The sequence below is a fragment of the Streptomyces sp. NPDC056231 genome (assembly GCF_048270745.1).
GTDB lineage: Bacteria > Actinomycetota > Actinomycetes > Streptomycetales > Streptomycetaceae > Streptomyces.
The window spans coordinates 69213-83165 of sequence record NZ_JBLVKW010000004.1 but is presented as its reverse complement, the minus strand read 5'-3'; the positions used below and the strand labels follow the sequence as shown (position 1 = coordinate 83165).

Below are 13953 nucleotides of genomic sequence, written 5' to 3'. Positions count from 1 at the left end.
CCCCTCCGGCGCCGAATCATAGTGAATCCCGGAGCCGCAGGCCGCCACCCCCTGCATATCGAAGAAATATAGCCACGCCCGGAATGCTTCGCCCGGAGACCCGACTGATGAGCAGCTGCGGGCGGCCCGTCCGCATCCAGGGAATATGGGGTAATCCGTGGGATCCACAACAGAAGATCGCAGCGGTGGTCAGGCAGCCCCCGGGGAGACCGTCTGGCCGGGACACGGCGGCGTCGGCGGGGTGAGCCTGGCCGTCGAGCGGGCGAGGCCGGCCGAACGCTCGGCGGAGGCCGCTCGCCACGCACTCGCGCGGTGGTCGAAGGCTCCGGCGCAGGCGTTCCCGTACGCCGAAGTGCTCGCCCACTACCGGGCCGTAGGGCGCAATCACGCCGAAGACGGTCTGCTCGCCGAGCTGCGTACCGTCGGCGAGAAGCTCACCGCGAGCGCCCCGGCGTACGGGGAGGAGCGGCTGCTCGCTGACTGGTTGCCGATGACGTACGACCGCACGGACGGCGACTACGACTCGTACATCGGGACCGCTGTCTTCGACTCGCTCGTCGAGCAGGCCGGTCCCGGACGCCGGGCCGAGGCCATCGACGGATTCACCGCGGTGGCCGTCGCCGACCTCGTGGCCATCGAGGCAGAGGCGCTGGCGACCGCGCCCGACGACGTGCGCGGCTATGCCCGTACCCGGGCAGCAGCCCGCACGCTCACCCGGATCGCGGACTATCTTCCGCGCGCGGCGGCGGAGTCGGAGGACCTGGCGCAGCTGCGTGCGGCACTGACCGGGCAGAGCGCCGCCGACACCCTGGCCGCCGTCGCGAGCAAGGCCGCCCAGTCGACGGCCGAGCGCTTTCCCGTGCTCTACCGGAAGGCGGTGGAGCTCACGCTGATCCCCACCACCCGGCTGCACGACGAGCTGATGTTCATCCGCAGCATCCAGATCTTCGAGGGCATCTACCAGCAGGTCGCCCGCGGCGTGGAGGCGGCGGCAGCGGCGCTGGAGCTCGGGAACGTGCCGGCCGTCCTCGAACTGCTCGCCGACGGGGCCGCCCGGATCGAGGCCACGCCCATCCTGTACCGCGTTCTGACCGGAATGCCCATCGACTCGTTCGCCGTCATCCGCGCCTACACGGACGGCAGGAGCGCCATCCAGTCACGCTGGTACCGGCAGGTGGAGGCCTTCTGCGTGCCCGGACAGCCGATGCCGACGGGCAAGAAGATCCCGGCCGTGGTCGTCGAAGGGCCTGGCCTGGACGCCGCGTTCGCCTCGCGCGCCGCCAGCCTGCCGGCCGACCGTGCGGCACAGGTGGCCGAGGCCATGGAGCGGCTGGACAAGGCGTGGCGGGCGATGAAGCGCAACCACTGGGGGCTCACGCTGAAAATCATCGGCGACGTGCCTGGTACGGGCGGCACGAGCGGGGCCTCCTATCTGAAGACGGCCGCGCAGGTCCCGCTCTTCCCGCGCCTGCGTGACGAGGCCGGAACCGATGCCCCCGAGGACACCGCGTCCGAAGAAGGAGTCAACTGATGGATGACGCACAGCGCCACAACCATGAACTGCGCCAGAAGATCATGGGGTACATCGTCTCCCAGGCCATCCACGCGGTCTGCGAACTCGGCATCCCCGACCTGCTCGGTGACCGCCCGCAGCGCATCGGCGAACTCGCCGCCGGGACCGGCGCCGACCCCGACGCCCTGCACCGGTTCCTCCGCGTCCTCGCGGCCGAGGGCATCCTGAACGAGGAGCAGCCCGGCACCTTCGGGCTGACACCCATGGGCGCCCTCCTGCGTACCGACACCCCCGGCTCCCTCTCCCATCTCTCCAGCCTGATGGCCGGCGAGGCGTACGAGGCCTGGGGAGCCGCGACCCACGCGCTGCGCACCGGGCGGCCCGGTTTCGACAAGGTCTACGGCAGCCCGTACTTCGAGTGGCTCGCCGCCCATCCCGAGGCCGCCCGCACCTTCAACGAGGGCCAGGCGGGTCTGGTGACCCTGCGTCTCCTGCCGCTCCTGGAATGGGACTGGAGCGCGGTCGGCAGCGTCGTCGACGTCGGCGGCGGCAACGGCACCCTGCTCACCGACCTGCTGCGCGGCAACGACCGGCTGAAGGGGTTCGTCTTCGACCTCCCGCACGTCCTCGACGAGGCACGGCAGGCCCTGGCCGACGCCGGGCTCGACGGCCGCGCGGACTGCGTCGGCGGCAGCTTCTTCGACGAGGTGCCCGCAGGCGGCGACGTCTATGTCCTGGCCCAGATCCTGCACGACTGGGACGACGAGAGCGCGATACGGATCCTGGAGTCCTGCCGCCGGGCCATGGGCGGCCAGGGCCGGCTCCTCATCCTGGAACAGGTGGTGCCCGACGACGGCTCCCGGCACCCGGCCGCGCTGCTCGACCTGCACATGCTGGTGCTGCTCGGAGGTCGGGAGCGTACCGAGTCGGAGTGGCGTGCCCTGCTGGACCGGGGCGGTTTCGACACCGCCGACATCCACCGGGGAGCCAGGGCGGCGCTCATCGAAGCCGTCCCTCGCTGACCGCCGGCCCACCCCGGCCCTCTCCTCACGCAGGGCCTCTGACCAGGCATTCGTCCAGGGGGGACCTAGGTCCCCCCTGGAAATGGGGGACAAGCCCAATGTTCCCGGAGCGGTCGCAGGACAGACTGATGCCTGCAGGGACCAAGAGGTTCCGAACCGAGGAGGCCCGGATGACGACACCCGCACCGCCCAAGCTCTGGCAGCCGCCACTGCAGGGGCTGGCCCTGGCGGCACAGAAGGTGCCTCAGCTCGCCCTGTTCGTCCTGATGGTGATCTCCCTGGCCTATCTCGGCCTCGGCGTCGGCGTCCTGCTCCTGCCGCTGGTCGTGGCCGCCGTCAGGAAGCTGGCGAACCGGTCGCGGAGGCTGGCCCACGTCTGGTCGGGGGTCCGGATCGCCGAGCCGTACCGTGAACTGCCGCCGCGGGAGCCCGGCTTCTTCGGCCGATGGCGACGCTGCAGGCAACTCCTGTCCGACCCCGCCACCTGGCGGGACATGCTGTGGACGATCGCTGACCCCGTCGTCGGCACCGTCCTCGCCCTCATGCCGGCGGCGCTGCTCGTCTACGGACTGGAGGGCCTGGTCTTCCCGTTCGTCTGGGACGACCTGGTGTCCGCCGGATACGACGACCACTACGCAGGACTGATCCATGTGCACGGCGAGACCGGTCTGCGTACCTGGCTGATGCCCTTCGTCGGCATGGGGTTCATCGGGTTGGGGCTGTGGGCAGGACCCAAGCTGATCAGGGCACATGGCCGCTTCACCGGCACCCTTCTCGGCACCCACCCGAGCGCCGAACTCGCCGCACGGGTCGGTCATTTGACCCGCACCCGGGGCGCGGTCGTCGACAGCCAGGCGGCGGAGCTCCGCAGGATCGAGCGCGACCTCCACGACGGAGCGCAGGCCAGGCTCGTCGCGATGGGCATGAACCTCGATGCCGTCGAACAGCTCCTGGATTCCAACCCCGAGGCGGCGCGCGCCCTGTTGTTGGAGACCAGGGACTCGTCCTCCAAGGCACTGAGTGAACTCCGCGACCTCGTAAGGGGAATCCACCCGCCGGTCCTCTCCGACCGGGGTCTGGGAGACGCCGTGCGCGCCCTGGCGCTGGACAGTCCGCTCCCTGTCGATGTGGTGGTCGACCTGCCCGGCCGGCTGGAGGCCCCCGTCGAGTCCGCCGCGTACTTCGCCGTCAGTGAACTGCTGACGAATGTGGCGAAACACGCGAAGGCCGGGAGGGTATGGATCGATATCAGGCACGACCGGGACGCCCTGCGCATCAGCATGAGCGACGACGGGGTCGGTGGCGCCGCGGCATCTGCTGGAACGGGGCTGCGCGGAATTGAGAGCCGCATTGCCGCATTCGACGGCATACTTGCCGTGAACAGCCCTCAGGGTGGACCGACGATGGCGACGATGGAGATCCCGTGCGCATTGTTCTCGCCGAAGACCTCTTCCTCCTGAGGGAAGGGCTCGTGCGCCTCCTGACGGCCCATGGATTCGAGATCGCCGCTGCCGTGGACACCGGCCCTGCACTCCTGGACGCCCTGCTCGAACACCGGCCGGACATCGCGCTCGTCGACGTACGGCTCCCGCCCACCTTCACCGACGAGGGCCTGCGCGCCGCCATCGAGGCGCGCAGCCGGATCCCGGGGCTCCCGGTGCTCGTGCTCTCGCAGTACGTGGAACAGCTCTACGCCCGTGAGCTGCTGGCGGACGGTTCGGGCGGGGTCGGCTATCTGCTCAAGGACCGCGTCTTCGACAGCCGCCAGTTCATCGACTGCGTGCGCCGGGTGGCCGCGGGCGGCAGTGCGATGGACCCCGATGTGGTGGCGAAGCTCCTGGCGGGCAACGCCTCCGACGCCCCCCTGGGCCGGCTCACCGCACGGGAGCGGGAAGTGCTCGGACTGGTGGCGGAGGGCCGCTCCAACGCCGCCATCGCCGGGCGGCTCGGTGTCAGCGAGAAGGTCGTCACCAAGCACACATCGAATGTCTTCACGAAACTCGACCTCGTACCGTCCGATGACGACAACCGCCGCGTTCTCGCCGTCCTCGCCTATCTGAATTCCTGACAACTCTCGCTGTATAGGCGCCGTATAGCCCCTGCGGGCATGCTGCGCCCGATGAGTCATGACCTCATTCGGGGAAATCAGAGAAATCAGAGAAGCCAAATGAATGGGCCGGTCGGTCCGACAGGGAGTGTCAGAATCATGCGAGCCGGATCGCCAGAATTCGAAGGAATGGTCGGCAGGTTGCGGCGCCACGCCGACGAGCTTCCCGACCGGGACGCCGTGCTGTTCTTCCGGGGGGCTGCCCAGGACCACGCGCCCGAACGGCTGGACTACGCCGGCCTGGACCGTGCCGCCCGTTCCACCGCGGCCTGGCTCCAGTCCCGTTGCCGCCCCGGCGACCGCGTCCTGCTGCTGCACCCGCAGGGCCTCGACCTGGTGAAGTCCTTCGTCGCCTGTCTGTACGCGGGGCTCGCCCCGGTCGTCGTCCCGGTGCCGGGCGGTCACGCCCACCAGGCCGAGCGGACTGCCCGGATCGCCGTCGACTGCGCGGCATCCGTGGTGCTGACCGACAGCGTCAGCCTGCCCGACGTGCAGGCCTGGCTGGACCTGCCCGGAACTCCCGCACTGGAATACGCCGTGACGGACGACGGTGACCTCGCCCCGGCCGGGAACTGGACCGATCCGGGCGCCGGTCCCGACGACGTGGCATTCCTGCAATACACCTCCGGATCGACAAGTGATCCGCGCGGAGTGATCGTCAGCCACGCCAACATCGCGCACAACATCGGGGAACTCACCGACGCGCTCGGCTGGGACGCCGACATGCGCTTCTGCGGCTGGGTCCCGATGTTCCACGACATGGGCCTGATCCTGACCGTGCTCTCCCCGCTCTACCTCGGCACCACCACGGTCCTGATGACCGCCACCTCCTTCCTCAAGCGGCCCCTCATGTGGCTCCAGTTGATCGACCGGTACGACATCCAGGTCAGCTGCGCCCCCAACTTCGCCTACGACCTGTGCGTCCGGCGGCTGACCGACGAGCAGATCGCCGGACTCGACCTCTCCCGCTGGGTGTGCGCGGCCAACGGCGCCGAGCCCGTCGACGCCGCCACCATGGAGCGCTTCGCCCGCCGCTTCGCCCGCGCCGGGTTCCGCTACGAGTCCTTCGCTCCCGCCTACGGACTGGCGGAGACCACCCTCCTGGTCTCCGGAACCCCGACCGGCCGCGCACCCGTGCTGCGTCAGGTCGACCCGGCCTCCCTGGAGAAGCACCGCATGGTGCCGGTCGGGGAGGAGGAGGACTCCGTGACCCTGGCCGGGTCCGGGCAGGTCGCCGGCATGGACGTACGGATCGTCGACCCCAGCTCGCTGGACGAGCTTTCCGACGGCTACATCGGCGAGGTGTGGGTGCGGGGCCCCTCCATCACCCAGGGCTACTGGCAGCGCCCTGAGGCCACCGAACGCCTCTTCCACGCCGCCACCACCGACGACGAGCGCGGTTTCCTGCGCACCGGGGACCTCGGCGCGCTCCTCGACGGGGAACTCTTCATCACCGGCCGGATCAAGGAAATGCTCATCATCCGGGGCCGCAACCTCTACCCGCACGACATCGAACGCGAGGTCGGCGCACTCGACCCGGCCTTCGAGGGCAGGACCGGCAGCGCCTTCTCCGTCCCGGGCCCGGCGGGTCAGGGCGAGGAGATCGTCGTCGTCCAGGAGATACGGGCCGGGCAGACCGACCCCGGCCGGCTCAGCAGCCTCGCGGCGCACGTCAAGGACACCATGGGCCGCAGCCTCGGCGTGAAGGCCCCGCATGTCGTCCTGGTCAGGCCCGGCCAGGTCCGCCGCACCACCAGCGGAAAGATCCAGCGCTCACTGATGCGGGACCTGTACCTGTCCGACCAGCTCACCCCGCTGTACGCCACTGAGAGGCAGGCATGACGACCGACCCGAATCTGTTGGGCTTCGAAGCCGATGTGAACGCGGCGGACTTCGACGCCGAAGCGACGCGTGACTGGCTCATCGAGCTGGTCGCCGACTACCTCGAAAGGCCACCGGCGGTCATCCCGCCCGACGCCTCGCTGATCTCGATGGGCCTCGACTCCGTCTACGCCGTCGCCCTCTGCGGCGATCTGGAGGACCGCTTCGGTCTGGAGCTCGACGCGGCTCTGGTGTGGGAGCACCCCACGGTCGACGCCCTTGTCAGCCACGTCCGGGCCCAGTTGGCCACCGCGGACACCAACGGTCGTACCTGAGAGAGCAGAGAGATTCGATGACACGGCACACCGTACCCAGGATCGCGGTCATCGGCGCCGGTATCGGCGGACTGACCGCCGCGCTGGCTCTGACCCGCCGAGGATTCCGGGTGACCGTCCACGAACAGGCCCCCGAACTCCGTGAAGTGGGTGTCGGACTCCACCTGGCCCCCAACGGCAGCCGGCTCCTTCACCGCTTCGGCCTCGCGGACGCCCTTCACCGGGTGGCCGTACGTCCCGAGGCGCTCGAAGTCCGGCGGTGGAACGACGGAGAGGTCCTCACCCGACGCCCGATGGGCGACGCCTGGGAGGCCGAGTTCGGCGGTCCGCACTACACCGTGCACCGCGCTGATCTGCACGCCCTGCTCGCCGCCCGCCTCCCGGTGGACTGCCTGCGCCTGGACAGCCGGTGCACCGGCTACGCCGAGGACCTCGACGGCGTGGAACTTCACTTCGCCGACGGATCCAACGCACGGGCCGATCTCGTGATCGGCGCCGACGGTGTCAACTCCCGCATGCGTGCGGCGGTTTCGGGCGGACAGGACCTCCTGGTGCGGACCGGGACCTGCGCGGTGCGCGGGCTCGTCCCCATGGACCGGCTGCCCCGCCTCGACGCCGAGGACATGTACGTGTGGGCCGGTCCCGGCGGTCGCATGCTCACCGCCCCGGTGAGCGCCGGGCAGCAGCTGTCCTTCGTCGCTGTGATCCCCGAGAGCGACGAGGAGCAGCGGCGCGAGTCCTGGAGCAGGCCGGCCGAGCTGGACCTGGTCGCCAAGGCGTTCCAGGGCTGGGACCCCACCGTGCAGGAGCTGATCGACGCCGCTGACGAGGCCGGCCACTGGACACTCTGCGACCGCGAGCCGCTGACCCGCTGGAGCACCGCGCGCACCACGCTCCTCGGTGACGCGGCCCACCCGATGCTCCCGCATCACGGCCAGGGCGCCAGCCAGGCCATCGAGGACGCCGTCGTCCTGGCGGCCTGCGTCGCCGATGCGGGGGAGACCCCGAGTCCGCAGGGCATCGCCGCGGCACTGCGGCGGTACGAGACGGTCCGCCTGGCCCACACCGCGCAGGTCCAGCTGGGCAGCCGCGACAGCGGCTCGCAGCGCCTGGGCGGCGGCCCGGCCGGTCTGCAGGCCCGCAGACAGTCCGGCCAGGAGATGAAGGCGCTCGTCGCCGACACCTCCTGGATCCAGCGCCACGACGCGGAGGCGGCGCTCGCCGAACAGCCCGCCGCCTGAACTGTTCCCCCACGCACCACGCACCACGCGCCCGTGCCCCGCACATCCCACACCCTGGACGAGGAGTCCCCATGTCACGACCGCACCGCTGGGCCGACCGGCTCCTGAAACTGCCAGGAGGGAGGAAGGGCAAGTGGCTGACGCTGATCACCTGGCTGATCATCGTCGTCGCGTCCGTGCCCCTCGCCGGACAGCTCTCGGAGATCGCGAAGGACGAGCTGACCATCGAGCTGCCCCGAGGGGCCGAGTCCACCGATGTCGCCGGACTCGCCGACCGGTTCGCCGACGGCAAGATCTCCCTCGGCATCGTCGTCTACGTACGGGAGAGCGGGCTGACCGCCGAGGACAAGGCCAAGGTCGCGTCCGACATCAAGGAGTTCGCGACCTTCGCGGCCGGTGAGGTCGGGCCGGCCAGGCCGTCCGAGGACGGCAAGGCACTGACCGCGTTCGTGCCCCTCGACAAGGAGGACAGCACCGCACTCGCGAACAACGCGGAGAAGGTACGGAACCGGGCCACCGCCGACCGGCCGGACGGCCTCGAAGCCAGACTCACCGGCCCGGCGGGCAACTCGCTGGACGCGGCCGACGCCCGGGAGTCGACCGGCCGCGCGCTGACCCTCATCACGGTCCTCGTCGTCGCCGCCCTGCTCCTGATCACGTACCGCAGTGCCATCCTGTGGTTGCTGCCGCTGCTCACCGTCGGAGTCGCCTTCCTCACCACGCAGGCCGTCTCGTACCTCCTCGCCAAGGGCTTCGGGCTCACGGTCGGCGGCGGCAACGAGATCGTCGTGACAGCACTGCTGTTCGGTGTCGGCACCGACTACGCGATGCTGCTGCTGGCCCGCTACCGCGAGGAACTGCGGGTCCACGAGGACCGGCACGAGGCCATGCAGACCGCGGTCCGCAGGGCCGTCCCCGCGATCGCGGCGTCCGCGGCGACCGTCAGCATCGGACTGCTCTGCCTGACGCAGGCCGACGTCGGCTTCAACTACACGCTCGGACCTGCCGGGGCCATCGCCATCATCTGCGGTCTCGCCGCGATGACCACGCTCTTCCCGGCCGTTCTGGTGATCCTCGGACGTTGGGTGTTCTGGCCCAATGTGCCGCGCGCCGGAGTAGCCGTGAAGAACGCCAACCACCGCCTGTGGGACCGGGTCGGCGGCAGGATCTCCCGTCGTCCGCGCCTGGTGTGGATCGGCTCCGCCCTCGTCCTCACCGTGCTGGCCCTCGGCTCGCTCGGCCTGAAGACCGGTCTCGACGACGAGCACCTCATCGTCGGCAAGCCCGGCTCGATCGCCGGCCAGGAACTCCTCGCCGACCACTACCCGGCCGGCCAGAGCAGGCCCGCCGAGGTGATCAGCAAGGCCGAGGCCGCACCCGCGGTCGCTGCCGCGCTGAAGGGCATCGACGGGGTTGCCGAGGTCGCCGCGCCGGAGAAGTCCACGGACGGCACTCTCGCCAGCACCCGGGCCGTACTGAAGGACAGCCCGGACAGCGCGGCGGCGGCCCGTACGGTCGACCGCATCCGCGCCGCCGTGCACGCCGTCCCCGGTGCCGACGCCCAGGTCGGCGGCCCCACCGCGATGGCACAGGAGAAGACCGAGGCACAGGCCCACGACCGCAAGGTGGTGATCCCGCTGGTGCTCGCCGTGGTCTTCCTCATCCTGGTCGTCCTGCTCCGGGCCCTGGTTGCGCCGCTGCTGCTGATGGCGACCGTGGTGCTGTCCTACTTCGCCGCCCTCGGCATCAGCTGGCAGCTGTTCCAGCACGTCCTGGGATTCCCGGCGGTGGACATCCAGGTCATGCTGATCGGCTTCCTGTTCCTGGTGGCACTCGGCGTCGACTACAACATCTTCCTCATCCACCGCATCCGTGAGGAGGTCGGTCACCGCGGCCACCGGGCCGGCGTACTGAGCGGACTCACCTCCACCGGCGGCGTCATCACCAGCGCCGGCGCGGTGCTGGCGGCGACGTTCGCCGCGCTCACCACGGCCCCGCAAGTGGCGTTCATCGAGATCGGAATCGTCGTGGCCGTCGGTGTCCTGATCGACACCTTCCTCGTGCGGTCCGTCCTCGTCCCGGCCCTGGCCCTGGACGTCGGCCGCCCCTTCTGGTGGCCGGGCCGCCCCGTCGGCACGGACACCGCACCGCCCGCGGCGGGCGAGCAGACCACGCCGGCCGCGGTACCCGCGGGCAGCCGAGGCGGTGGCGTATAGCCCGGATATAGCCAAGGGCCGGAAGGTAGTGGCCTGTTCAGCCGGACAACTCCGGCGGGCAGCTCCGCTCAGCCTTCCGGCCCTTCGCGCTCTCCCGTCCGACCCGCGCGGCGGCCGCCCTACCCACCGGGAGCCGCAGCATGCCACCGACCGATCGGACCCTGCCCCTCTCGGCGAGCCAGCAGGCGCTCTGGCTGGCCCACCGGCTGGCGCCCGAGAGCGCCGCCTACACCATCGTGCTGCCGGTACGGCTGCGCGGACCGCTGGACACCGATGCGCTGTCCGCGGCCGTTCGCGCCGTCGCGGCCAGGCATCCCCTGCTGCGTTCGGTATTCGCGGAAGGGGACGGCGAGGGTGCGGGCGGGGAGCCGTACCGCACCGTGCTCGACAGTCCGGGGCAGGACGCCCTCACCGTCCGGGAGCTGCCGGACGCCACCGACGGGCAGCTGCACGCGTTGGTACGGGAGTGCGCCCAGGAGGCCTTCCGGATCGATGTGGAGCCGCCGTTCCGCGTCACGCTGCTGCGGCGGGACGCGCAGGACGCGGTGCTGGTCATCGCCACCCACCACATCGTCAGCGACTACGCCTCGCACCATCTGATCCTGCGTGAGCTCCTCACCCTGCACCGGGAGTTCGCCGACGGCTCCGCCCCTGACCCCGTATCGGCGGGGGTGGGCCCGGACATCCATGCCGAGCAGGTGGCGGCCGAACGGCGGCTCCTCTCCTCGGCCCGGGGCGCCCGGGGAGCGGCGTACTGGCGTCAGGTGCGCGCCGGCGCGCTCCCCGCCGAGCTGCCGACCGACCGGCCGCGTCCCGCCACCCAGGGTTTCCGCGGGGCCACCCATGAACTCCCGTTGCCCGCGAGCACGGTAGAGCGGCTGACGAAGACCGCAGGCTCACTCGGCATCACCCCGTTCGCCTTTCTCCTCGGCGTCTTCCAGGCCACGCTCTACCGCCACTCAGGACAGCCGGACTCCCTGGTCGGCTGCCCGATGTCCACCCGCAGCGCGCTCGGCACGGGCCGCCGGACGGACGCTGCAGTGGGGTACTTCGTCAACACCGTGCCGGTACGGGGGAGTTTCCGGCCCGGCGACCGCATGCGCGACGCGGTCCTGGCCGCCCAGCGGCAGCTCGTCCAGGGCCTGGCGCACGCCGGACATCCGGGCGCGCTGCTGGCCGCCGCGCCGGACGGGCGGACCCCGCCGTTCCGTACCGCCGTCACCCTGATCGCCACGGACCGCACGGAGCCGCGGCTCGGCCCCGTCCGCGCCGACGGCGAAGGGGACGCCCGGCCGTACGAAGGGCTGACCGTCGCCCGGATCGGAGTCCCGCAGCAGGAGGGGCAGTTCGACCTCATGCTGCGGATCGAGCAGAGCGGAGACACGCTCGACGCGGTCTTCAGTTATGACACCGACCTTTTCGACGCCGGCACTGTCGAGCGGTTCGCCCAGCGTTACGCGCGGCTGCTCGACCGGGCCACGGACGATCCCGGAGCGGAAATAGAAGCCATTGCGCTGGTGGACCGTGCCGACCTCGCGGAGCTGCTGGCCATGGGGTCAGGAACTGTATAGGGCGGCTATAGAGCACGCCTTCATCATTTGTTTGCCGGACGATCCGCGGTGGCGAAGGGTAAATCGTGGCAGAAGAACGTCTCAAGGGAATACTCTCGACGATAGGTAATACGCCGCTGGTGGAACTGGAAAGGCTCGTCCCCGGATTCGGCGGCAGGGTATTCGCCAAAATGGAGCGGTTCAACCCGGGTGGCAGTATCAAGGACCGCTCGGCGATCAGCATGCTCCTGGAGGAGATCCGCAACGGCGTGCTCCAGCCCGGCCGTTCGGTCGTGGTCGAGTCCAGCTCCGGGAATCTGGCCATCGGGCTGGCCCAGATCTGCGGCTACTTCGACCTGCGCTTCGTCTGTGTCGTGGACGCCAAGACCACCGACCAGAACCTCGCCGTGCTGAAGGCGCTGCACGCGGAGGTCGAGGTGGTCACCGAGGCCGACCCGGTCACCGGCGAGTTCCTGCCGATGCGGCTGCGCCGGGTACGGGAACTCGTGGCCGCGCTGCCGAACTCCTTCTGGCCCAACCAGTACGCCAACCCGCTCAACCCCCGTGCCCACCGCTCGACGATGCGCGAGATCGCGCAGGCGCTCGACGGCCGGGTCGACTACCTGTTCTGCGCGGCGAGCACCACCGGGACGCTCCGCGGCTGCGGGGAGTACATCCGTGAGCACGGCCTCGGCACCAAGGTCGTCGCGGTCGACGCGGCCGGCAGTGTGCTGTTCGGGCCGCCGACCACCACCGAGCCCCGGCTGATCCCGGGCCACGGCGCGTCCGTGCGCCCCGCCCTGCTGGACACCAGCACACCGGACCAGGTCGTCCACATCACGGACCTGGAGTGCGTGACGGGTTGCCGGCGGCTGTCCCGACGCGAATCGATCCTGGCCGGCGGCTCCTCCGGGGCGACCGTCGCCGCGCTGGAGAAGCTCAGCCCCTCCATCGAGGACGGCGCCACCTGTGTGCTGATCTTCCCCGACGGCGGCGACCGCTATCTCGACACGATTTATTCCGACGACTGGGTGCGCGAGAACTTCGGTGACGTCACCCATCTCTGGAAGGAAAAGGAAGGCCAGGTGGCACAGGAATGCTGATTGTCCGCAAGAGTGAGGTGAGTGGCATTCTCGAAAGCCGCTCAGCCGATCTGATCGACCTGGTGGCGAACGCGTACCGGCTCCATGACGAGGGACGTACCTCGCTGCCGCACTCCACTTTTCTCCGCTTTCCCGATGCGCCGGCCAACCGGATCATCGGACTGCCCGCATTCATCGGCGGCGACAGCCCTTCCGCCGGAATGAAATGGATCGCTTCCTTTCCCGGGAACATCCGGACGGGCGTCGACCGCGCCAGCGCGGTGATCGTGCTCAGCTCGCTGCTCAACGGGCACCCGCAGGCGGTGATCGAGGCCTCGCTGATCTCGGCGAAGCGCACCGCGGCCGGCGCGGCGCTCGCCGCCGGTCTGCTGCTGCCCGACGAGGGCGCGGGCACCACCGGCGTCACGCTCATCGGCTGTGGCGTCATCAACGCGGAGATCCTGCACTTCCTCAAGACCCGGCTGCCCTCGCTGACCGAGGCGACGGTGTACGACCAGGACCCGGTACGGGCCGCCGCCTTCGTCCGTACGGCTGAGGAGAAGGCCCCGGGCGTCACCGTGACCGTGGCCCGCGAGCAGGCGCAGGCGCTGGCCGCGCATTCGCTCGTCTCGCTGGCCACCACCTCCGCAGAACCGTATCTGCCGGTGGACGCCTTCCTGCCGGGCTCGACGGTCCTCAACGTCTCGCTGCGGGACATCCGCCCGGAGACGCTCCTCGACGCGCAGAACGTCGTCGACGACGCCGACCACGTCTGCCGCGAGCGGACCTCCCCGGATCTGGCCCAACAGCTCTCCGGGAACCGCGACTTCATCGACGCGTCGATCGGGGAACTGGTCGGCGGTACCACGTCGTTCCGCCGCGACCCGGAACGCACCGTCATCGTCTCGCCGTTCGGCCTCGGTGTGCTCGACCTCGCCGTGGCCCAGCTGGTGTACGAGGAGGCGCAGAAGCAGCAGCTCGGCGTCGCCGTCGACGACTTCCTCACGGCAGCAGCCGTACCCGAGGCCTCGGGCCGCTGACCCCGATTCCGCAGACGAGAAGGAGG

General features: G+C 70.3%; 11 protein-coding genes. All 11 read left to right on the top strand.

Annotated features, from left to right (window positions below):
• Positions 1-157 precede the first annotated feature (157 nt).
• The 11 genes from ACNPQM_RS05585 (at position 158) to sbnB (ending at position 13927) form a co-directional block, all read left to right on the top strand.
• Positions 158-1531: a hypothetical protein gene (locus ACNPQM_RS05585; RefSeq protein ID WP_418083098.1), complete on the top strand. Its 1374-nt coding sequence runs from the start codon at positions 158-160 to the stop codon at positions 1529-1531.
• Positions 1531-2535 carry a methyltransferase gene (locus tag ACNPQM_RS05580; RefSeq protein ID WP_418083097.1) on the top strand — a complete coding sequence of 335 codons (1005 nt, stop codon included), beginning with the start codon at positions 1531-1533 and terminating at the stop codon, positions 2533-2535. Before ACNPQM_RS05585 ends, ACNPQM_RS05580 begins: the two co-directional genes overlap by 1 nt.
• A 170-nt stretch (positions 2536-2705) precedes the next feature.
• Positions 2706-3995, top strand: coding sequence for a sensor histidine kinase (locus tag ACNPQM_RS05575; RefSeq protein WP_418083096.1), 1290 nt, complete (start codon positions 2706-2708; stop codon positions 3993-3995).
• On the top strand, positions 3959-4603 hold the full coding sequence (locus tag ACNPQM_RS05570; RefSeq protein WP_418083095.1) for a LuxR C-terminal-related transcriptional regulator: 645 nt from the start codon (positions 3959-3961) through the stop codon (positions 4601-4603). The genes ACNPQM_RS05575 and ACNPQM_RS05570 overlap by 37 nt, the downstream gene beginning before the upstream one ends.
• A 138-nt stretch (positions 4604-4741) precedes the next feature.
• A complete protein-coding gene (locus tag ACNPQM_RS05565) occupies positions 4742-6484 on the top strand; it encodes a fatty acyl-AMP ligase (protein ID WP_418083093.1) in 1743 nt (580 codons plus the stop codon).
• A complete protein-coding gene (locus ACNPQM_RS05560; protein ID WP_418083091.1) occupies positions 6481-6798 on the top strand; it encodes an acyl carrier protein in 318 nt (105 codons plus the stop codon). The genes ACNPQM_RS05565 and ACNPQM_RS05560 overlap by 4 nt, the downstream gene beginning before the upstream one ends.
• Before the next feature lie 17 nt (positions 6799-6815).
• The gene (locus ACNPQM_RS05555; protein ID WP_418083089.1) at positions 6816-8039 is read left to right on the top strand and encodes an FAD-dependent oxidoreductase; all 1224 of its coding nucleotides are present in this window, start codon (positions 6816-6818) and stop codon (positions 8037-8039) included.
• Positions 8040-8110: 71 nt separating this feature from the next.
• Positions 8111-10255 (top strand): MMPL family transporter, encoded by a 2145-nt coding sequence (locus ACNPQM_RS05550; RefSeq protein WP_418083087.1) that lies wholly within the window; start codon positions 8111-8113, stop codon positions 10253-10255.
• Positions 10256-10395: 140 nt separating this feature from the next.
• A complete protein-coding gene (locus ACNPQM_RS05545; protein WP_418083085.1) occupies positions 10396-11826 on the top strand; it encodes a condensation domain-containing protein in 1431 nt (476 codons plus the stop codon).
• Between the two features lie 62 nt (positions 11827-11888).
• On the top strand, positions 11889-12908 hold the full coding sequence (gene sbnA / locus ACNPQM_RS05540) for a 2,3-diaminopropionate biosynthesis protein SbnA (protein WP_418083219.1): 1020 nt from the start codon (positions 11889-11891) through the stop codon (positions 12906-12908).
• Positions 12902-13927 carry a 2,3-diaminopropionate biosynthesis protein SbnB gene (gene sbnB / locus ACNPQM_RS05535; RefSeq protein ID WP_418083083.1) on the top strand — a complete coding sequence of 342 codons (1026 nt, stop codon included), beginning with the start codon at positions 12902-12904 and terminating at the stop codon, positions 13925-13927. Before sbnA ends, sbnB begins: the two co-directional genes overlap by 7 nt.
• Positions 13928-13953 lie beyond the last annotated feature (26 nt).

What these genes read in the sequence shown, in the direction of transcription:
- ACNPQM_RS05580 (WP_418083097.1), top strand. Translation starts at nt 1,531, where the DNA reads ATGGATGACGCACAGCGCCACAACCATGAACTGCGCCAGAAGATCATG.
- ACNPQM_RS05575 (WP_418083096.1), top strand. Translation starts at nt 2,706, where the DNA reads ATGACGACACCCGCACCGCCCAAGCTCTGGCAGCCGCCACTGCAGGGG.
- ACNPQM_RS05565 (WP_418083093.1), top strand. Translation starts at nt 4,742, where the DNA reads ATGCGAGCCGGATCGCCAGAATTCGAAGGAATGGTCGGCAGGTTGCGG.
- ACNPQM_RS05560 (WP_418083091.1), top strand. Translation starts at nt 6,481, where the DNA reads ATGACGACCGACCCGAATCTGTTGGGCTTCGAAGCCGATGTGAACGCG.
- ACNPQM_RS05555 (WP_418083089.1), top strand. Translation starts at nt 6,816, where the DNA reads ATGACACGGCACACCGTACCCAGGATCGCGGTCATCGGCGCCGGTATC.
- ACNPQM_RS05550 (WP_418083087.1), top strand. Translation starts at nt 8,111, where the DNA reads ATGTCACGACCGCACCGCTGGGCCGACCGGCTCCTGAAACTGCCAGGA.
- ACNPQM_RS05545 (WP_418083085.1), top strand. Translation starts at nt 10,396, where the DNA reads ATGCCACCGACCGATCGGACCCTGCCCCTCTCGGCGAGCCAGCAGGCG.
- sbnB (WP_418083083.1), top strand. Translation starts at nt 12,902, where the DNA reads ATGCTGATTGTCCGCAAGAGTGAGGTGAGTGGCATTCTCGAAAGCCGC.